The organism is Mucilaginibacter sp. (genome assembly GCF_039207105.1).
Taxonomy (GTDB): domain Bacteria; phylum Bacteroidota; class Bacteroidia; order Sphingobacteriales; family Sphingobacteriaceae; genus Mucilaginibacter.
The window spans coordinates 72339-91352 of sequence record NZ_JBCECK010000001.1 but is presented as its reverse complement, the minus strand read 5'-3'; the positions used below and the strand labels follow the sequence as shown (position 1 = coordinate 91352).

Genomic DNA, 19014 nt, shown 5'->3' with positions numbered 1-19014 from the left:
ACTAATATTTTAAAGATTGATATACATAATCCAAATCAATATGCTCTCTTAGTAATGCGGCAAGCTTGTCATATTGCTCATTTTTATATTGCGCATAATTGATCATTTCCTGATGAGAGGTTGTGTATGGTTCCAATAAATGGTTAATTACAACCGGATTATCTAAAATACCATGCATATAAGTCCCCCAACATTTATCACTAAGCTTATACCCATCCGTTTGCCCATCTGGTAAAAAGTTTAGCGGTTTTGTTTCGGCGGCGTACGTTTCGCCCATGTGTATTTCATATCCTATACAAGTGCCTTCCAAATGCTGATATTTGAAAAAACTTTGCCTGGTTGTTTTCTCGGCCTGCAAAATTGTAGTTACCGGAAGTAACCCAAGCCCGGCAGTTTCGGCTATATTGCTTTCCACATGATGCGGGTCGGCAATTGATTCACCTAACATTTGATAGCCTCCACAAATACCTATTATAGTTTTACCCATGCTGTAAGCCTCGCGAATAGCATCCGCTATTCCATTATTTTTTAAAGCGATGGTATCTTCAATTGTATTTTTAGTGCCGGGAAGGATTAAAATATCTGCTTTACAAATTTCATTAGGGTTGTTAGAGTAAAATAAATTTATCCGTGTGTCACTTTCCAACCGGTTAAAGTCAGTAAAATTTGATAACCTGTTTAAAAGAATAACAACAACATTTACCTTGCCATCAACAGCTTTTGTCATTTTTTGTGTAAGTGCAACCGAATCCTCCTCCTCAATTACAATATCTTTAAAATAAGGTAAAATTCCAATCACAGGAACACCGCAAAGTTCTTCAATCTTTCTTTTACCTTCATCAAATAAACTTATATCCCCTCTGAATTTATTAATGATAATTCCTTTAATAAATTTCCTCTCATCCTCATCCAATAAAGCCATAGTTCCATACAGGCTCGCGAATATGCCGCCTCGTTCAATATCAGTCACCAGATATGTAGCTGCTCCGGCTTCCTTGGCCATGCGCATATTGGTTATGTCGCGGCTTTTCAGATTAAGTTCCGAAATACTACCAGCACCTTCCATAGCAATCGGATTATATCTTTCAGATAAACGATGGAATGCGCGTTTAACCTCTGAAAACAACTGCTCCCGACCGGCTGGTTTAAAATAATCTTTAGCAGACATGTTTCCTACAGGCTTCCCTAATAAAATAACCTGCGAGCTTTTATCGGTAGTGGGCTTAAGAAGCACCGGGTTCATATCTGTATGGCAATTAACACCGGCTGCCTCAGCCTGTACGGCCTGAGCCCTGCCAATTTCAAGGCCCTCCGGAGTAACATAGCTGTTTAAAGACATATTTTGTGCCTTAAACGGCGCAGGCGTATAACCATCTTGCTTAAAGATCCTGCAAAATCCGGCAGTGATTACGCTTTTTCCGACATCTGAAGCTGTACCAACAAACATGATGGGTTTAAGCCTTTCGATATTTTTTACGCTTTCCACCACTTTGATCATAATCCCAAACCTACTACAGCTCCAATAATAATTATAGCGGGATGAGTGATCTGAGCGGCGGCGGCTACTCCTGGTAGATCCTGGATTTGAGCCCTGACTATTTTCCGATTTGGTAGTGATGCATGTTGTATGATTGCTGCCAAAGTAGATCCTTTACCAGCTTCTATGTAAGTTGCTGCTATATCATTCAGTTTTTTCATGCCCATATAAATAACTACAGTGGCATTGCTTTGCATAGCTAAACGTAAATCTGCTGATAGTGTACCATCTTTTTTAGTACCTGTAACAACCCAAATACTTTCACTAATATTCCGATGAGTTAATGGTATATCTTCAAAACCGGCAGCTTGCATACTGCTGATTCCGGGAATAAAGTGTGTTTTGATCCCGTGCTGTCTGGCAAATAATATCTCTTCAAACCCCCTTCCGAATATAAACGGATCGCCTCCTTTTAACCTTACTACTTTCCCTTTAGTAAATGCATAGTGCTTTATTAACTCATGTATCTCATCCTGGGTTGTATGTTTACCATAAGGTTGTTTTCCTACATATATTTTTTCACAATCATCACGAGTGATAGTCAAGAGCTCTTTATTTGCCAAATTATCATAAAGAACAACATCAGCTTGCTGCAAAACTTTATGGCCTTTAACTGTTATTAATTCTACATCGCCAGGACCGGCACCAACAATAAATAGTTCGGGAGTTTTATTACTGTCAATCATCAATAGATATTCTGCAACATTAAGTAAAAAGGCTAAGTTAAACCTAATTTATATAATCATAAACAGAAGATCGCTTAAATATGCAGTCTATGGAAAATTTAGCAATGAGATACTTTTATCGTTTGATAAAAAAATTGTTGTGATAACTATGAAAGACAATCATAAATAATTGTCTCTCATTACTCTAATGTTTTACGTAAAGTTCTCAGGGGAATTATTTACCCAATTAAAGCATCATTTGATTATTTAAAACCCCATTGTAAGGGCGGCAATATCTACGAAACCGTAAAAAAACCAGCAGGCCGAGACTGAAACTCCTTTTTTAATTAATGATTTATAATGGGCTAATTCCTCTGGGGTTAAATAGTTTTCAATGTTCCTAAGATCTTCATTAACCTGAAACATATACTTTACTATTTTCCCGCTTTTATAGGGAATAATTCTGCATTTAATTCCCTGATGATTTTTAGCCCTGAGAAATCTAACTAACCAATTTTCTAATTCGTTCATAGCTTGGAGGATATGGAGTAATAAAAAATATGTAATAATGCAATCAAATAAAAAGCATATAATTTCATGCCAGAATTAAGCCCATGCTTTTTATAAGCAAAACACGCATCAATAATTTCTAAAGCAAGCATTTAGCATACAAACAGGCTTGTTCAGAAAGTATAAGTACGGGATAAAAAATATACGTACTTATACGCATAATACTTTTGCATATACACTATATATTTGCTTTATAAGCAACCATCACTATGAAAGATATCCAAACACTAAAATTCTATTGGTTAAAGTATGAAATAAGTGCTATTCAGGCTTTAATTTACAATTCGCCGGGCATAGACAATTTTGTATTTTCATTTTATTTATCTAATACAACAGACGAGAATAAAGGCATGCAACTGGTATCATATGCGTTCATGACACCGGCAAATCAGTATAGTACCAATTATGATATTTTAACTCCCTATAAAAACAATGCACTGGAATTGAGCGGACCGTTTATCATGAGCAATAATATTATTTCTGCTGCTGATATGTTACTGCTGATTAATACACCTGACGCTGTTGGCGATAAACCCGACTACCTAACATTTATACCCAACATCAGCGATGGACAGCATATTTACTATGATATCAAAAGATATAAAAGAATTGACGTTGGTGATGTGGAAATTAAGAGTCAAGGAGCTTCACCGGTAAATACTAACCCATCACCTCCAGCCACCGTTATTAAATAAGTTCAATATTTCCGAATGTTTAGAATATTTCAGATCGTTATTGACTGGTCGGAAGTTTGGGCACTACTCATACCTATACCTATCCTTATTCACAAGAAGCAGCCGGCTATGATAAAGTCGGTTGTTTTTTATGTTTGGATAGCTTTTTTTATTAACCTGGCTATTGATTTAACCTGGAAATTAAGAAATTACTTACCTACCGCGTTCAACTCGAACAATTATCTGTATAACCTGCATTCGGTAATACGCTTTTTCCTATTTAGTATTTTTTTTATAAAACTTCGTCAACCTTTTTTATCAACTATTAAAAAGGCGATCCCTTTTTGCTTTGCCGCTTTTATTATTATCAATTTTTGTTTTTTTGAAAACTTCTTTGATTACTGGAAATTGAGTAGCCGCTTATTGGCTGTTGAAGCTATTTTACTATTATTTTATACATTACAGTATTATCTATTCAAAATTAATGACCATGCCGAGGTAGATATTTTCAATTCAGATTTTTGGATTGTTACCGGCCTTGGAATATTTGTTACATTCAACTTTTTCATTTTCTTGTTATACAATGAATTAACTATACACCTGCAAAATTTCGCGGTCACTTTATGGAATGTCCATAATATATCATTCATTGTATTTAATCTGTTTATAGCCAAAGGTTTTTATGAGTCAAGAGAGCAATGATATACGACTTTTACTGGTTGTAGGTATTGCAGCAATGCTTATGCTTTTCATAAGCCTACTGCTTATATTTATATTTACACAGCGAAAAAAACTCCAATATCAAAACCAGGTTCAGGCCTTACAGGATATTCAAAAAAATCAGTTAATTGAGGCAGCTATAAGAAGTGAAGAAATTGAGCGTCATCGTATTGCAGAAGAACTGCATGACGAAATAGGTGCAATTTTGGGAGCTGCAAGCCTACATTTTTACAATGTTAAAATTGAGGATTGTGACGAATCAAGCCAAACAATCTATCAAAAAGGCCGTGTATTACTGGATGATGGAATAAGTAAAATAAGGGGTATTTCGCATAACCTACATTCCAGTATATTACAAGAGTTTGGTTTAAATGAGGCTGTAGGGCACTTTTGTGGCAAGCTTGCTCATGAAAGCCTTATTGAAATTAATGTAAATCTTGATAACAGGTACCCTACCCGGGCTGCTCAAAATGATATAAGTATATATCGCATTGTACAGGAATTTATCAATAATATAATTAAACATGCCCGGCCAAATAAGATTATGATATCGTCAATCTATCAAAATAACTATTTGGATTTAACCATTAATCATAATGGCAATGGTCTTACCCAGGCTCAATTTGAAGAACTTCGATTTAAAAGAGATGGTTTGGGTTTAAAGAATATTCAGAATAGAATAATACTATTAAAAGCCGAGCTCAAACTCGCTCAACAAACTGATGATTTTTCAATAAATATATCAGTGCCAATATTTTAAATATCATTTTCAATTTTCAAGCAATATAAACTATTAATTAACAAAATCCATTAAAACAACACATTAATACATTGTTAATCACCTAATTAAACCGCTATATTAGCCTATTTTTTTATTAAAATTCGTTGTTTTATTCAATTCTTATTTTTTGTTGCCTGTTATTTATTTTTAACTAAAGTTTAATTATTTTTAGGGCTTCAACCTAAATAATAATGCAAAAAATAAAGGTAGCCATAGCCGATGATTACTCTATATTTAGAGATGGTTTAAAGGTAGGCCTTAATAGGGATAAAAACCTTGAAGTAGTACTTGAAGCCGAGAATGGTGAGGATCTACTTGAACAAATTGAAACTATACATCCGGATGTTATTTTAATGGATCTAAAAATGCCCATTCTGGATGGCATGGAAGCCACAAAATTAATAAAAAAAAGGTTTGAAGACATTAAAATACTGATTGTTACCATGTATGATGAAACCAAATTCATTATACACCTGATGGAGATAGGAGCAAATGGTTATTTATTAAAAAATGCCGATCCGGGAGACATCAGGAAGGCCATATATTCGGTTTATGAGTGCGGATACTATTTTAATGATATTGTAAATAAAGCCCTTTTAAAGAAACTCATTCTTAAAAACAATATTAAGCCTTCATTCAATCAAAATATAGAATTTTCTGAACGTGAGCTTGACGTGCTAAAAATGATCTGTAATGAAAGAACGGCCTCAGAAATTGCCGAGGCACTTTTCTTAAGCCCTCGATCCGTTGAAGGCATTAGGCAACGTATTATTGAAAAAGTTGGTGTTCGTAATACTGCTGGTCTCGTAATGTTTGCCGTTAAAAATGGAGTGATTTAAAATGCAAGTCTCTCTCTATATAGTTTATTATTGTTTCTGATAGCTCAAGCCTGATTTCAGCGGAATAATTTAGCTACCGGTCACCCACTGCAAAAGAGGCTATCTCACAAATCGTAGCACTTTTTCTTACTGCATGCTATCGTATAAACTTAAATACTAAAAGCAAAATAATCAGCATGATACCTATTAAGGCTATCAGAAAAATATATTCTGCGATTGCCTCCAATCTGAACATTTTCTTCTTATCATTCGTCCTGATGGCAATAAAAGAAAAAAAACAGGAAAGTATGAGCATCATGGCTATTCCCGAAGTAAATTCATCTATCAGGCTTGAGTCAGATTTGTTTGTTAAATGAAATGATGTTATAACAACAAGGCAAAAGCCCAATAAGCTTGTAGATGGACCTATAATATGTTGAGACGTGTTGTTGGCCATAAAGCAAAATATAAGCTAAAGTAAGTAACTCCTTGATTAAATACATCAGTAAGTATATTACATGATCATGATTTTAAAATGAATACAATAACATTTCATTTCTTACTTCATTTTTTTGATCTTAATATACTTTTAATTTAATTGTTATTCCAGTTTGAAAGGGTGACAAAAAATAAAGAAGCTTTAATAAACACTCATCTTAGTTGAGGGGTGTTTATTAAATTTGTTTCTTTTATTTGTTACTTAAGCATGGAAGCGAAAGAAATACTGAAACAGCATATTAGCAAAATGGCATCTTTAACTGATGAACAATTTGATTATCTGTTTTCATATTTCAAACCCCGGATTTATAAAAAAGGCCAGATTGTTATTACTGAGGGAGACAAAGTAGATCATGAATACTTTGTGCTTTCAGGTTGCCTTAAAGCTTTCTTTATCAATGATGAGATCAAAATGTATATCCTGCAGTTTGCTATGCCAACCTGGTGGACATCTGACTATGGCGCTCTGTATAATCAAACCAGGGCTACTATCAATATAGACTGTATCACCGACGCCGAGGTACTTTGCATTTCCAATGAAGACCGGGAAAAAATTTGTAGTGAATTACATCAGGTCGAACATTTTTTCCGCTGGCGCACAAACCGGGGATATTTAGCTTCGCAAAAAAGGCTGCTATCATTTATGAACAATGATACCAAGGCTCGTTATGAGGAGTTATTGAAACTATACCCACAGCTCTATAACCTCGTTCCAAAACACCTGATTGCCGCTTATCTTGGTGTATCAAGAGAAACCCTAAGCAGGCTATATAACGCCCATAAATAGTCAGCATACGAATGTGATGTACATCACGTAGCTACCTGAGTTTTCCTGCCGTCCTTTGTACTATCAAATCATTAACGATTGATAATATAAAGAAATGGAAACTAAAAAATTTGAAATTTTAACTGCTAAAAGCAATATTGACTGGACTGGTAGAAAAGTAACTGGTGCACATAATGGCACTATAGACATTAAAGCAGGTAGCCTGATATTAACCGACGGCCAACTCGATGGCGGAAGCTTTGTAATTGATACCACTTCAATAAAAATACTGGATATTACTGATCCGGATACTAATGCACAGTTTGCCGGCCACCTTTTTTCTGAAGACTTCTTCGCGACAGAAAGCCACCCTGAAGCCGTATTTACAATCATCAGTGCCGATGAAATCAGCAACGGAAAATATCTTATTGCCGGTAATTTAACCATTAAAGGTATTACACATCCTGTAAGCTTTGCTGCCGATGTAGTTACAGGTGATAATACCATCACTGCAACCGGTAAAATCACTATCGACCGTACAAGGTACGATATGAAGTTCTGTTCAGGTAACTTCTTTACTAATTTGGGTGACACGCTTATTTACAACGAATTTGATCTGGATGTAAATATCACAGCATCAGCTTCTAATTAATTTAAACTTTTAGAACAAGATCATGAAAGCACAAACCATTATAGTAACCGGCGCATCAACAGGTATTGGCAAGGCCATCGCCGGTTTATTTTTACAACACGGACATAATGTAGTTATCAACTCAGCTAACGAAGATAATTTAAAAGCAACATTTAACGAGCTGGAAAATCACGACCGCTTGGCTATGATTGCTGGTGATATCAGCAAAGCTACCGTAGGTCAGCAATTAGTTGATTTAGCTGTAGCACGCTTCGGCGCTGTTGATGTATTGGTAAACAATGCCGGCATATTTGCACCCAAACCTTTTTTGGAAGTTGATGAAGCCCATCTTGACAGCTTTTTAAATATCAATTTAAAAGGCACTTATTTCACCAGTCAGGCGGCTATTAAACAAATGCTTAAACAAGGTGAGGGATCTATTATTAACATAGGTACAGTATTGGTTGACCACGCCATTGGTGGTTTCCCAGCTACCGCGCCTATTTCAAGCAAAGGTGGTATTCATGCATTAACCAAGCAATTAGCTACCGAATTTGGTAAAAATAACATTCGGGTAAATGCAATAGCGCCAGGTATTATCAGAACCCCGCTTCAGGCTAAAACCGGCGTAGATAATGCAGACAGCCTTGCAGGTCTTCACTTGCTAAACCGCGTTGGCGAAACTCAGGATGTTGCTGAGTTAGCTCTGTATTTAGCCAGTAGTAACTTTGTTACAGGTGAAATTATCAATTTAGATGGCGGCCATGTTGCCGGTCACCATATTGAGTAATTCAATAAATATCAATAGGTATGCATCGGAAAGTGTTATTCCTTTGCATACCTTTATTATTAGAAAACCATGAATAATTAATTTAAGTGTTCAATGCCATGTGGAATCAAACTAAAATAACTGAGCTTTTCGGCATCAAATATCCAATATTATTGGGACCTATGGGTGGCGGGTTTTCAACACCACAACTATTGGCTGCGGTATCCAATGCAGGCGGCTTAGGAAGCCTTGGAGCATATACGCTGAGCCCTGAACAATTATTAGAAACTGCCAATGTTATAAAAACCTTAACAGATAAACCTTATAATATTAATCTATGGGTCTCTGATGTCGACAACCGCCTGGCTAATTTTCCTGCCGACAGCCATGAAAAAGTAAAGGCACTTTTTAAACCCTTTTTTGATGAACTAAGCATCCCTTTTCCTGATCTGGATGCGAATATCCCATCTAAATTTCTGAAACAGGTTGAAGCTTTATTTGAGATAAGGCCTGCCGTGTTCAGTTTTATATTTGGTATCCCGCCTGTTGAAATACTTAACGAAGCCCGCAGACTCGGAATTAAAACAGTAGGTGCAGCAACTACTTTAGATGAAGCATTAGCTTTAGAAGAAGCAAAAGTCGACGCTATTGTAGCCGCTGGATTTGAGGCAGGCGGACATCGTCCGTCATTTTTGAGACCTGCTCATGATTCCTTAACCGGTACATTTACGCTCATACAACAACTAAAAGCCAAAATAAAAACTCCCGTTATCGCCGCAGGTGGTATTGCCGATGGTAAAGGCATAGCTGCTGCATTAACGTTAGGCGCCGATGCTGTGCAATTGGGAACTGCTTTTTTAATTACTGATGAATCAAGTGCGACATCACTACACAAAGCAACGCTTTTGTCAGATCAAGCTAAATATACAGTACTTTCCAAATCATTAACAGGAAGAATGGGCAGATTGATCCGTAACCGAATATCCGATGAAATTAAATATGAAAGCGAAGTGCTTCCATTTCCATTACAAACGCATTTAATAAGACCGTTAAGGGAAGCAGCTATAGCTCAGGGGAAAACCGATATGATCAACTTTTGGTCAGGCCAAAATGGGGTTAGATTAAAACATACCAAAGCGGCAGAATTAATGCAAGCGTTAATAACAGAAACGGGGCAGATACTTAAATCCTGAATGATTTAACTCTAATAAAATCTATATTTGGTGATCATATTATTTAAATGCGTTTGAATGATATGATCACCAAACTTTGTTTTACCCTTACTGTTTATTTTGAATGAAAATAGCAACCTATAATGTTAATGGGATAAACGGGCGGCTCCCGGTATTACTCAGATGGCTTGATGAAACAAAGCCGGATGTAGCTTGCCTGCAGGAATTGAAAGCTCCCGACGAAAAATTCCCCGAACAGGCCATACTTGATGCCGGTTATCATGCTATATGGCATGGTCAGAAAAGCTGGAATGGCGTAGCTATTTTATCACGAAACAGCGAAATTAAAGAACTGCGCCGTGGGTTGCCAGGAGATCCTGATGATAGCCATAGCCGATATATTGAAGCGCTTGTGAACGGCATTGTTATAGGTTGTCTTTACCTCCCAAATGGAAATCCCGCCCCGGGACCGAAGTTTGACTATAAATTGAAATGGTTTGAACGCTTCTCTACTCATGCGGCCGGGCTGCTCCAGCACGATTTGCCGGTAGTATTATGCGGCGATTATAATGTTATGCCAACAGAACTGGATGTTTATAAACCTGAACGTTGGCTTGATGACGCCCTGTTCAGGCCAGAAACCAGGTTAGCCTTTAAAAATCTTATTGATCAGGGCTGGACAGACGCTATCCGAAAACTTTACCCGAATGATGTTATCTATACCTTCTGGGATTATTTCAGAAAAGCTTATGATCGTAACGCGGGTTTGCGGATTGATCATTTTTTATTGAGTCCCAATCTGCAAAATCAACTGGTTAGTGCCGGAGTTGACCGGCATGTGCGAGGCTGGGAAAAATCCAGTGATCATGGCCCGGTCTGGATAGATGTGCAGGTATAAAAACAGCTAGTATTTTTGTAAATAACAAACAAGGTCGCCTGTATTGCCGGCGACCTTGTTTGTTATAAGTTTTTACCATTAGTGTGCAATAAATTATTTAAATGCATCAGGTTCAAAGTCAAGCGACACAGAGTTCATACAAAACCGTTTGTATGTTGGTGGCGGCCCATCATCAAATATATGTCCTAAGTGCGAACCGCAACGGGCACAGATAACCTCTGTTCGGTGCATATCATAAGAATTATCTGTTTTATAAATCACACTATTTTTACGGATAGGTTCAAAAAAGCTTGGCCATCCGCAATCGCTTGCAAATTTAGCAGTTGATTTAAATAGCACATTTCCGCAAACTGCACAGTAATAGGTTCCTTTAGCATTACTATCCCAATATTTGCCGGTAAATGGCCGCTCGGTCGATTGTTCCCGTGCTACAGCATACAAATCTGGAGATAGTATTTTTTTCCATTCTGCATTACTTACTTTCAGTGGCTTAGTATCTGTATTGGAATAATAAGGATTATTCTCGTGTCCGCTTTTTGTTTTAAGATGCTGCGCGTTTACACATAAAGCCGAACCTAAAAACAGGATGCATAAAATTAATATCGATCTCATTTCTTCAGTTTGTCTTTAAATACCTTTTTAAATTTTTCCAATTCGGGCTGTATCACATATTTGCAATATGGCTGATCGCCGTTTAAGCTGTAATAATTCTGATGATAATCCTCCGCTTTATAAAATGCGGCATAAGGAACTACCTGTGTTACAATTTTACTTTTGTAAGCCTTTTCGGTATTAAGCCTGTCAATGTAGTAGTTGGCTTTTTGTTGTTGAGCGCTATTATGATAAAAAATAGCCGAACGATACTGTGTACCAACGTCATTACCCTGCCTGTTTAATTGAGTAGGGTCATGCGCTACAAAAAAAGCTTCCAGCAATTCATCATAAGAGATTACGGTAGGGTCATAAATAATATTACAAGCCTCTGCATGTCCTGTTTTACCGGTACAAACCTGCTCATAAGTTGGGTTAGCCACATGGCCGCCACTAAATCCGGAGATCACTTTTTTAACACCCTTAAGCTGTTGAAATTTGGCTTCGGTGCACCAAAAACAACCTGTGGCAAAAGTCGCTGTATCAACAGTTTTAGCTTTTGGCTTTGGTGCTGAAAAATCATTACCGTGGTTGGCAAATACGGAATGTGATGTAAAAATCAAGAAGGTTAAAAAACAAATTATCCTGGTCATATTTTATTAAATCTTAGTTTCATGAACTAACGTAAAAAAAAAGTACTTGTATTTATTTTTACGGCTCAAAAGCTTAAAAAGCGGGCTTTATGGAACAATGTGATTTATCAATGACAAAGCCAAGACGTTTGTGTCATATTCAGCAACTAAAAAGATAATTATTTACCTCTTCTTTTACGCTCCTTCACAATTAAACTAAGCTCGCGGCTCATTTGTCCGGCTATAGCTGTGTTTTCCTGAGCGCGCCTGAATAAATAAGGCAAAACAGCCTTAATAGGTCCGTAAGGAACATATTTAACCACGTTATACTGTGCATTGGCCAGGTTAAAGCTCAAATTATCGCTCATACCCAATAATTGCGAAAAATAAACATGCGGATGTTTATGATCTATCCCTTTGCTATCCAAAAGCTCAGCAAGCAACCTACAGCTTTCCTCATTATGCGTACCTGCAATAAAGGCTATCTTATCAATATGACTGGTGCAATAATCAAGTGCAGAGTCGTAATCAAGATCGGCAGATTTTTTATCAGGCTGTATAGGAGATGAATAGCCCATTTCCTCGGCACGCTTACGTTCCTTTTCCATATATGCTCCGCGTACAATTTTGGCTCCTAAAATAAAGCCTTCGCTATTGGCAATTTCATGATCATTTAATAACGATGCCAGTTTATCATGCCTGTACATTTGGTAAGTATTATATACAATAGCCCTTTTAGTATTAAAACGGGTCATCATGGTTAAGGCCAGCAGGTCAATGGTATCCTGTATCCAGCTTTCTTCCGCATCAATCATTACGGGCACATTGTTGGCATGCGCCTTATCACAAATGGCTAATACCCGGTTTTGCACCCTTTGCCATTCCAGCTCTTCTTGGTCAGTAAGCGCTTGGCGGGCATCGAGCTTTTCTAATAAACCAAAACGGCCAACTCCCGTTACTTTGAAAACCGTAATTGGTACGGCTTTATCAGTGGCAGCACGTAAAATGGTGCGGATAATCTCATCACGGGTGCTGTCAAAAACAGCTTCGTCGTCTTCACCTTCTATGGAATAATCCAATATGGTACCTACCCCACCACTTTGAAGGTTTTTTATGGTATTATTACATTCGTTGATGGTTTCTCCACCGCAAAAGTGTTTAAATATGGTAGCCTTGATCAGGCTTTTTATTGGCAAACCTATCTTAATAGCAAAGTTGGTTACCGGCGGACCGATCTTCACTAAAAAATTAACATTAATTATTCTGAATAGCCAATAAGCCCTGTTAAGATCAGTGTTCGATGAATGACGAAAAGCGATTTCTGTATTTTCGAAAGAGAGCTTTTCGTGTTTGTAGTTATTGTTTGTTTCGTTAGAAAGCATCCGCAAAATTATAAAATGATATATCATTATTCCATGAATAGTTTATTTTTGCCTCTCCATGACAGAATTTAAATTAGAAGGCGATTATATACCGATGATACAATTGCTAAAAGCTGCCAACCTGGTATCAACAGGTGGCGAGGCACAAATAGTTGTAAGTGAGGGAGAAGTAATGTATAACGGCGAGGTTGATTATCGTAAACGGCTGAAAGTTAAACGCGGCGATGTGGTTGAATTCAGAGGCACTAAAATCATGGTTGTTTAAAATTATGAATACTATCCAAAGCGATACCTACCCTATTTACTTTAATAATAGCATTGATGAGCTGGTTAACTTTATTAAAAAAGGAAACTACTCCCGTTTTTTTATTTTAACCGATGAGCATACCGGCGTACACTGCCTTCCGCTTGTAAAAAGCAAAATAGATGGCTTGGGAGATTATGATCTTATTGAAGTAAACGCAGGAGAAGAAAGCAAGGATATTGATTTTTGCATAGGCGTATGGAAAATGCTGATCGACTTTGGCGCCGATCGTAAAAGTTTACTCATCAACCTTGGCGGTGGTGTTATAACGGATTTAGGCGGTTTTGCTGCATCTACCTTTAAAAGAGGGATAGATTTTGTCCACGTGCCTACTACCCTTTTATCTCAGGTTGATGCGTCTGTAGGTGGTAAAACAGGTATTGATATTGATAGTATTAAAAACATAGTAGGTACATTTACTCAGCCTAAAGCCGTATTTATTGAATACGATTTTCTAAAAACGCTACCTGCACGACAAATACTATCTGGCGTTGCCGAAATGCTGAAACATGGTTTGATCACCGATGCGGCTTACTGGAATGAGCTTAAGGCAAGTAACCTAAAAGATCCATCGGTTGAACTCATATACCGGTCAGTAGAGATTAAAAACATGATCACTATTGAAGATCCGACTGAAAAAGGCATCAGAAAGGCATTAAACTTTGGGCATACCATTGGCCACGCCGTTGAAACCAATTCTTTAATAAATGATGAAGATCCGCTATCGCACGGCGAGGCAATAGCCATCGGTATGATCTGCGAATCATATTTGGCTTACAAAAAAACAGGCTTAAGTGCTGAGGACTTAAAGGAAATAACTCAAGTATTCAGTGATCTGTATCCAAGGTATACGATATCTGAATCAAACTTTGATACCTTGTTTGCCATTATGCAAAAAGATAAGAAGAATCAGGACAATAAAATAAATTGCACATTACTGACACGCATAGGACAATGCAATATTGATAATATCTGTACAGAATCCGAACTTCGTGAAAGTTTACTGTACTACATTAATTTGTAAAATGTCTGATTTAGATCCGCGGAATAAGGCCGCGCTGGTGTTAATGGGTTTACTGGTAGTATTAACCCTTGTAGAAATGGGTTTAAGCTACTGGGAAAATCGTAAATACTACCAAACACGCGATACGCTTAATAATATATACCTTACGTCGCTTGCAGTAATAACCAATTTAATGGTTAAAGTAAGCACGTTTGTAGTACTTAGCTTCACTTATCAATACAGACTATTTCAAATACATAATATATATCTGTACTGGTTTGTGCTGGTTATTGTTCAGGATTTTTTGTACTGGGTGCTTCATTACACAGGGCACTATTGCCGCTTTTTTTGGGCAATGCATGTAACACACCATTCGTCAGAGCTATTTAACTTTACCACTGGGTTTCGGTCAACTGTATTTGAACCGTTTTACCGGGTAGTGTTTTATATGCCGCTGGCTTTAATGGGTTTTACCGCGTTAGATATTTTGTATGCTTATTTAATTACACAGCTTTACGGCAACCTGGTGCATACACAATATAAAATACCTTTGCCTAAATGGTATGGATGGCTATTTGTAACACCGTCACATCATAGGGTTCACCATGCTTCAAACATTCCCTACCTGGATAAAAATATGGGTATGGTACTTATTATTTGGGATAGGATGTTTGGCACCTTTAGAGATGAAGATCTGGACGAGCCTGTTAAATACGGTTTAACAACTCAGCCTGAAGATATGGGGCCGGTAAATATCCTGTTTCATGAGTGGAAAGCACTGATACATGATGTTAAACATGCACCAGGTATCAAAAATAAGGTTAAATATATGTTTAACCCGCCGGGTTGGAGCCATGATGGCAGTTCACAAACAGCCCGGGTTTTGCAGCGGGAATACGAAAAACAGCCATTTAGCAAATAAAATTTGGTTGGGTAAGCTTATTTTACAAAAAATAAAATTTTCTATTGACAAAATCATTTTTTACCGTACATTTACAACATAATAAAAAATAAATGAAATTCACAAGCGCATATTACTTCGGTTACTACTTTTACTTTAACAGTGAGAGCCGGGACTAATATGTACTTAAAACACACATAAAGAACTTAAAAAGTCCCGGCACAAAATGCCGGGACTTTTTGCTTTAACAGGGGTTATGAAAATAGAAAAACCAAGAGTTGCAATACAGGGTATCCGTGCTTCTTTTCACGAAGAAGCTGCTTTAAGGTATTTTGGAGAAAACACCCAAACCATTGAGTGTAACTCTTTCAAGCAAACATTTGAGGCGCTCAAAAACAAAGAGGCTGATTATGTGGTGATGGCCATTGAAAATAGTATCGCCGGAAGTATATTACCTAACTATACCTTATTGCTTGATTATGGTTTTCCGGTTGTAGGCGAAATTTACTTACCTATTCAATTACATTTAATGGCATTACCAGGTGTAAAATTTGAAGATATTAAGTATGTAACCTCACACCCTATCGCTTTAAGGCAGTGTGTTGACTTTTTTGACGAGTATCCCAACCTAAAAATTGTTGAAAGTGTGGATACCGCAGCTTGTGCAAAACGTATACGCGATGAACAATTAACAGATACCGTTGCCATAGCCAATGCGTTGGCCGCAAAGCTTTATGGGCTTGATGTACTGGAACGCAGGATAGAATCAAACAAAAAGAATTTTACCCGTTTCCTGATTATCACTCATCATGATAATGTTGAAAAAAAGAATGCTAATAAAGCCTCCTTGTGCTTTCAGGTAAGCAACAAAGTGGGATCATTGGCCAAGGTGCTGAACATTTTTGCCGAAGAAGGCATCAATATGAGCAAGATACAATCGATGCCTATTCTGGGTAAGCGCAATGAATATAATTTTTATGTAGATGTTGAATGGGAAGAGCAAAAGCAGTACGATACATCCATAAGGCAAATACTAAAATACACTCATAATTTTAATATACTCGGAGAATATGAAAGGCACGATGATGAATCAACAACATCAAAGCCTCTGAAAAATGAAAGAGTTAGAAAATACATCAACATCCGAAGAAACATATAGCATTGATTTTAAACTACTTAAATTAAACAATTAACAAAAATATAACAATCATACCGGCCTAAATCCGGATTAACAATTAAAACAATGAAACTGAATTTAAACATACAGCCGCTCCACACCTGGATCAAGACTGGAAAAGAACCTTTGGTAATTGCAGGCCCTTGCAGTGCCGAAACTGAAGATCAATTAGTAGCTACAGCACACCTGTTAGCGCAAACCGGCCGTATATCTGCCCTACGTGCAGGTATCTGGAAACCACGTACCCGTCCGGGTGAGTTTGAAGGCATTGGCAGCATTGGTTTGGAATGGCTTAAACGTGCCAAAGAAGAAACCGGTTTGCCAACCGCTGTAGAAGTAGCAACTGCTAAACACGTAGAAGAAGCTTTAAAAGCTGGTGTTGATATATTATGGATAGGTGCCCGTTCCACGGCTAACCCTTTTACTGTACAGGAAATTGCTGATGCGTTAAAAGGTGTTGATGTTCCGGTAATGATCAAAAACCCGGTAAATCCCGACCTTTCTTTATGGGTTGGTGCTTTAGAGCGTGTTAACAACGCTGGTATCACCAAACTGGCTGCCATACACCGTGGCTTTTCATCTTACGAAAAATCTGCTTTCCGTAATGAGCCAATGTGGGATATCGCTATCAATTTAAAAACACTTGCTCCGGAATTGCCGATCATTAACGATCCAAGCCACATTACCGGTAACCGTGATCTGATTGCTTACATCTCTCAAAAAGCTTTAGACCTTGACATGCAAGGATTAATGATTGAGTCGCACATTGACCCAAGCGTAGCCTGGACAGATGCAAAACAACAAGTTACCCCTGCTGCCTTAGCCGATATCATTGATCACTTAGCTTTAAGAAAACCAGAAACCCGCAATGCTGAGATCAATGATAAGCTTGCCGAGCTACGTAACCAAATTGATAAAATAGATGATCTGGTTATCCAAAAAATTGCAGAACGCATGCAAATAGCGGAGAAAATTGGTACTTACAAAAAAGACAACAACATTACTATTTTACAAGTTGGCCGTTGGGACGAGATTTTGCAAAAACGCACTAACTATGCAAAAGCATTAAAATTAGGCCCTGAGTTCACTGAGAAATTGCTTGAATTGTTACACAGCGAATCTATCCGCAGACAAACAGAGATCATGAATAGCAGTGAAGCCGGACAAGCAGCTGAAAAACTAACACACGTATAATTATATAGTGATGCAAAACATCATCCTGAAAAAAGGTAATAAGCAAGTAAAAGGCACGGTAAATCTTACCGGCTCAAAAAGTGAATGCAACCGCGCATTGGTTATTGAAGCCTTAAGCGGTGGCAAAGTGAAAGTTGAAAACATTTCTGATGCCGCGGATGCCGTGTTATTGGCTGGTATTCTGAGAAGGAATCAAGAATCAAGAACCAAGAATCAAGAGGTTCTTGCGGGTGGTGAACCACTCACCACTCACTACTCACCACTCACCACTGTAGATATAGGCCCGGCAGGTACAGCGATGCGCTTTTTAACAGCTTATTTTGCCATACAGGATAATGAAGTAATACTAACCGGCAGCCAGAGGATGAAAGAAAGGCCAATAGGCATATTGGTTGATGCACTGAGAGAGTTGGGTGCCCATATTGACTATGAAGAAAAGGAGGGATTCCCTCCTATTAAACTAAAAGGCAGTTTCGAGCAGCAAACTAGTAAGATCAGTATTAAAGGTAACATTAGCAGTCAGTATATTACCGCTTTGTTACTCATCGCTGCCCGACTGCCTTTTGGTTTGGAATTACATATTGAGGGTGAATTAACTTCACGCCCCTATGTTGAAATGACACTTGCAATGCTGAAGGCTGCAAATATACAGCACAGCTGGCAAGACAACGTCATTGCAATATCAAATCAGGAGTTTGCAACAACACAGTTACACGTTGAACCAGATTGGAGTGCGGCATCATACTGGTATTCTATAGCTGCTTTGTCTGACGAGGCTGAAATATTTTTAACCGGCTTAACCCAGTACAGTCTTCAGGGCGATAGTGTGATCACCGAGATCATGGCAAACTTTGGTATAACCTCCCAATTTAAGAATGGAGGTGTGCAGCTAATAAAAGAAGCTAAACCGATTACCAGAAAAGTATTTGATTTAAAAGAATGTCCGGATCTGGCACAAACCATTGTAGTGATGTGTGCGGCTTTAAATCACGAAGCTACCTTCACTGGCTTGGAAACTTTAAAGATCAAGGAAACAGATCGTATTTTAGCATTGCAAACCGAATTAGCTAAAATGGGCGTGAAATTGATTGAAACAGATGAGGTATATCAATTGGATTGCAGCGAAAAATTTATTCCTGAGCGCATGTTCATTAATACCTATCATGATCACCGTATGGCTATGGCATTTGCACCACTCGCTTTAATTATTCCTGAACTGGAGTTTGAAAACGGTCCGGTAGTTGACAAATCATACCCGGCATTTTGGACGGATCTGGAGAAGATTGGCTTTGAAGTAAAGGAAATAGAGGCGTAAAGCACATAAAAACGAA

22 protein-coding genes are annotated in these 19014 nt (G+C 37.8%); 16 read left to right on the top strand and 6 right to left on the bottom strand.

The window, feature by feature from the left end; translation table 11 throughout:
• Window position 1: 1 nt before the first annotated feature.
• The 3 genes from AAGC65_RS00390 to AAGC65_RS00380 all read right to left on the bottom strand — a co-directional run bounded on the left by AAGC65_RS00390 (window position 2) and on the right by AAGC65_RS00380 (window position 2733).
• A complete protein-coding gene (locus AAGC65_RS00390) occupies window positions 2–1498 on the bottom strand; it encodes a cobyric acid synthase (protein ID WP_343110413.1) in 1497 nt (498 codons plus the stop codon).
• Window positions 1495–2223: a uroporphyrinogen-III C-methyltransferase gene (gene cobA / locus AAGC65_RS00385; RefSeq protein ID WP_343110412.1), complete on the bottom strand. Its 729-nt coding sequence runs from the start codon at window positions 2221–2223 to the stop codon at window positions 1495–1497. Before cobA ends, AAGC65_RS00390 begins: the two co-directional genes overlap by 4 nt.
• A gap of 246 nt (window positions 2224–2469) precedes the next feature.
• Complete coding sequence (locus AAGC65_RS00380) at window positions 2470–2733, bottom strand: hypothetical protein (protein WP_343110411.1); 264 nt, start codon at window positions 2731–2733, stop codon at window positions 2470–2472.
• Window positions 2734–2981: 248 nt separating this feature from the next.
• On the opposite strand from AAGC65_RS00380, the gene AAGC65_RS00375 reads away from it, so the two are divergent.
• From AAGC65_RS00375 to xth, 10 genes are all read left to right on the top strand, one after another.
• Window positions 2982–3467 carry a hypothetical protein gene (locus tag AAGC65_RS00375; RefSeq protein ID WP_343110410.1) on the top strand — a complete coding sequence of 162 codons (486 nt, stop codon included), beginning with the start codon at window positions 2982–2984 and terminating at the stop codon, window positions 3465–3467.
• 15 nt (window positions 3468–3482) lie between these two features.
• Window positions 3483–4148: a hypothetical protein gene (locus tag AAGC65_RS00370; protein WP_343110409.1), complete on the top strand. Its 666-nt coding sequence runs from the start codon at window positions 3483–3485 to the stop codon at window positions 4146–4148.
• On the top strand, window positions 4129–4926 hold the full coding sequence (locus tag AAGC65_RS00365; protein ID WP_343110408.1) for an ATP-binding protein: 798 nt from the start codon (window positions 4129–4131) through the stop codon (window positions 4924–4926). Before AAGC65_RS00370 ends, AAGC65_RS00365 begins: the two co-directional genes overlap by 20 nt.
• A gap of 212 nt (window positions 4927–5138) precedes the next feature.
• On the top strand, window positions 5139–5786 hold the full coding sequence (locus AAGC65_RS00360; RefSeq protein WP_343110407.1) for a response regulator transcription factor: 648 nt from the start codon (window positions 5139–5141) through the stop codon (window positions 5784–5786).
• A 176-nt stretch (window positions 5787–5962) separates the two neighbouring features.
• The gene (locus AAGC65_RS00355; RefSeq protein ID WP_343110406.1) at window positions 5963–6142 is read left to right on the top strand and encodes a hypothetical protein; all 180 of its coding nucleotides are present in this window, start codon (window positions 5963–5965) and stop codon (window positions 6140–6142) included.
• Window positions 6143–6471: 329 nt separating this feature from the next.
• The gene (locus AAGC65_RS00350; RefSeq protein ID WP_343110405.1) at window positions 6472–7050 is read left to right on the top strand and encodes a Crp/Fnr family transcriptional regulator; all 579 of its coding nucleotides are present in this window, start codon (window positions 6472–6474) and stop codon (window positions 7048–7050) included.
• A gap of 94 nt (window positions 7051–7144) precedes the next feature.
• Entirely contained in the window at window positions 7145–7681 is a 537-nt protein-coding gene (locus AAGC65_RS00345; RefSeq protein ID WP_343110404.1) for a YceI family protein, read from the top strand.
• Window positions 7682–7703: 22 nt separating this feature from the next.
• Window positions 7704–8450, top strand: a complete 747-nt coding sequence (locus AAGC65_RS00340) for an SDR family oxidoreductase (RefSeq protein ID WP_343110403.1) — start codon at window positions 7704–7706, stop codon at window positions 8448–8450.
• 98 nt (window positions 8451–8548) lie between these two features.
• Window positions 8549–9622, top strand: coding sequence for a nitronate monooxygenase (locus AAGC65_RS00335; RefSeq protein WP_343110402.1), 1074 nt, complete (start codon window positions 8549–8551; stop codon window positions 9620–9622).
• 103 nt (window positions 9623–9725) lie between these two features.
• Window positions 9726–10499, top strand: a complete 774-nt coding sequence (gene xth, locus AAGC65_RS00330) for an exodeoxyribonuclease III (RefSeq protein WP_343110401.1) — start codon at window positions 9726–9728, stop codon at window positions 10497–10499.
• Between the two features lie 93 nt (window positions 10500–10592).
• Here xth and msrB read toward each other — a convergent pair whose 3' ends face one another.
• The 3 genes from msrB to AAGC65_RS00315 form a co-directional block, all read right to left on the bottom strand.
• Window positions 10593–11111 carry a peptide-methionine (R)-S-oxide reductase MsrB gene (gene msrB, locus AAGC65_RS00325; RefSeq protein ID WP_343110400.1) on the bottom strand — a complete coding sequence of 173 codons (519 nt, stop codon included), beginning with the start codon at window positions 11109–11111 and terminating at the stop codon, window positions 10593–10595.
• Window positions 11108–11743, bottom strand: coding sequence for a peptide-methionine (S)-S-oxide reductase MsrA (gene msrA, locus AAGC65_RS00320; protein WP_343110399.1), 636 nt, complete (start codon window positions 11741–11743; stop codon window positions 11108–11110). The genes msrB and msrA overlap by 4 nt, the downstream gene beginning before the upstream one ends.
• Window positions 11744–11901: 158 nt before the next feature.
• Complete coding sequence (locus AAGC65_RS00315; protein WP_343110398.1) at window positions 11902–13104, bottom strand: proline dehydrogenase family protein; 1203 nt, start codon at window positions 13102–13104, stop codon at window positions 11902–11904.
• Between the two features lie 58 nt (window positions 13105–13162).
• Between AAGC65_RS00315 and AAGC65_RS00310 the strand changes: the two genes are divergently transcribed.
• The 6 genes from AAGC65_RS00310 (at window position 13163) to aroA (ending at window position 18998) form a co-directional block, all read left to right on the top strand.
• Window positions 13163–13369: an RNA-binding S4 domain-containing protein gene (locus AAGC65_RS00310; protein WP_343110397.1), complete on the top strand. Its 207-nt coding sequence runs from the start codon at window positions 13163–13165 to the stop codon at window positions 13367–13369.
• A 4-nt stretch (window positions 13370–13373) separates the two neighbouring features.
• On the top strand, window positions 13374–14432 hold the full coding sequence (gene aroB, locus AAGC65_RS00305) for a 3-dehydroquinate synthase (protein WP_343110396.1): 1059 nt from the start codon (window positions 13374–13376) through the stop codon (window positions 14430–14432).
• A 1-nt stretch (window position 14433) separates the two neighbouring features.
• Window positions 14434–15333 (top strand): sterol desaturase family protein, encoded by a 900-nt coding sequence (locus AAGC65_RS00300; protein ID WP_343110395.1) that lies wholly within the window; start codon window positions 14434–14436, stop codon window positions 15331–15333.
• A gap of 235 nt (window positions 15334–15568) precedes the next feature.
• On the top strand, window positions 15569–16471 hold the full coding sequence (locus AAGC65_RS00295) for a prephenate dehydratase (protein ID WP_343110394.1): 903 nt from the start codon (window positions 15569–15571) through the stop codon (window positions 16469–16471).
• Between the two features lie 84 nt (window positions 16472–16555).
• Window positions 16556–17683, top strand: a complete 1128-nt coding sequence (locus AAGC65_RS00290) for a chorismate mutase (RefSeq protein ID WP_343110393.1) — start codon at window positions 16556–16558, stop codon at window positions 17681–17683.
• A 7-nt stretch (window positions 17684–17690) separates the two neighbouring features.
• Complete coding sequence (gene aroA / locus AAGC65_RS00285; RefSeq protein ID WP_343110392.1) at window positions 17691–18998, top strand: 3-phosphoshikimate 1-carboxyvinyltransferase; 1308 nt, start codon at window positions 17691–17693, stop codon at window positions 18996–18998.
• The last annotated feature ends 16 nt before the right edge of the window (window positions 18999–19014 follow it).

Bases quoted from the DNA above. Each gene is read 5' to 3' on its own strand.
- AAGC65_RS00315 (WP_343110398.1), bottom strand. From the start codon at position 13,104: ATGCTTTCTAACGAAACAAACAATAACTACAAACACGAAAAGCTCTCT.
- AAGC65_RS00300 (WP_343110395.1), top strand. From the start codon at position 14,434: ATGTCTGATTTAGATCCGCGGAATAAGGCCGCGCTGGTGTTAATGGGT.
- AAGC65_RS00345 (WP_343110404.1), top strand. From the start codon at position 7,145: ATGGAAACTAAAAAATTTGAAATTTTAACTGCTAAAAGCAATATTGAC.
- AAGC65_RS00310 (WP_343110397.1), top strand. From the start codon at position 13,163: ATGACAGAATTTAAATTAGAAGGCGATTATATACCGATGATACAATTG.
- AAGC65_RS00360 (WP_343110407.1), top strand. From the start codon at position 5,139: ATGCAAAAAATAAAGGTAGCCATAGCCGATGATTACTCTATATTTAGA.
- aroB (WP_343110396.1), top strand. From the start codon at position 13,374: ATGAATACTATCCAAAGCGATACCTACCCTATTTACTTTAATAATAGC.
- AAGC65_RS00295 (WP_343110394.1), top strand. From the start codon at position 15,569: ATGAAAATAGAAAAACCAAGAGTTGCAATACAGGGTATCCGTGCTTCT.
- AAGC65_RS00370 (WP_343110409.1), top strand. From the start codon at position 3,483: ATGTTTAGAATATTTCAGATCGTTATTGACTGGTCGGAAGTTTGGGCA.
- msrA (WP_343110399.1), bottom strand. From the start codon at position 11,743: ATGACCAGGATAATTTGTTTTTTAACCTTCTTGATTTTTACATCACAT.
- AAGC65_RS00375 (WP_343110410.1), top strand. From the start codon at position 2,982: ATGAAAGATATCCAAACACTAAAATTCTATTGGTTAAAGTATGAAATA.
- AAGC65_RS00290 (WP_343110393.1), top strand. From the start codon at position 16,556: ATGAAACTGAATTTAAACATACAGCCGCTCCACACCTGGATCAAGACT.
- msrB (WP_343110400.1), bottom strand. From the start codon at position 11,111: ATGAGATCGATATTAATTTTATGCATCCTGTTTTTAGGTTCGGCTTTA.
- AAGC65_RS00390 (WP_343110413.1), bottom strand. From the start codon at position 1,498: ATGATCAAAGTGGTGGAAAGCGTAAAAAATATCGAAAGGCTTAAACCC.
- xth (WP_343110401.1), top strand. From the start codon at position 9,726: ATGAAAATAGCAACCTATAATGTTAATGGGATAAACGGGCGGCTCCCG.
- AAGC65_RS00335 (WP_343110402.1), top strand. From the start codon at position 8,549: ATGTGGAATCAAACTAAAATAACTGAGCTTTTCGGCATCAAATATCCA.
- AAGC65_RS00380 (WP_343110411.1), bottom strand. From the start codon at position 2,733: ATGAACGAATTAGAAAATTGGTTAGTTAGATTTCTCAGGGCTAAAAAT.
- AAGC65_RS00350 (WP_343110405.1), top strand. From the start codon at position 6,472: ATGGAAGCGAAAGAAATACTGAAACAGCATATTAGCAAAATGGCATCT.
- AAGC65_RS00365 (WP_343110408.1), top strand. From the start codon at position 4,129: ATGAGTCAAGAGAGCAATGATATACGACTTTTACTGGTTGTAGGTATT.
- AAGC65_RS00355 (WP_343110406.1), top strand. From the start codon at position 5,963: ATGATACCTATTAAGGCTATCAGAAAAATATATTCTGCGATTGCCTCC.
- AAGC65_RS00340 (WP_343110403.1), top strand. From the start codon at position 7,704: ATGAAAGCACAAACCATTATAGTAACCGGCGCATCAACAGGTATTGGC.
- cobA (WP_343110412.1), bottom strand. From the start codon at position 2,223: ATGATTGACAGTAATAAAACTCCCGAACTATTTATTGTTGGTGCCGGT.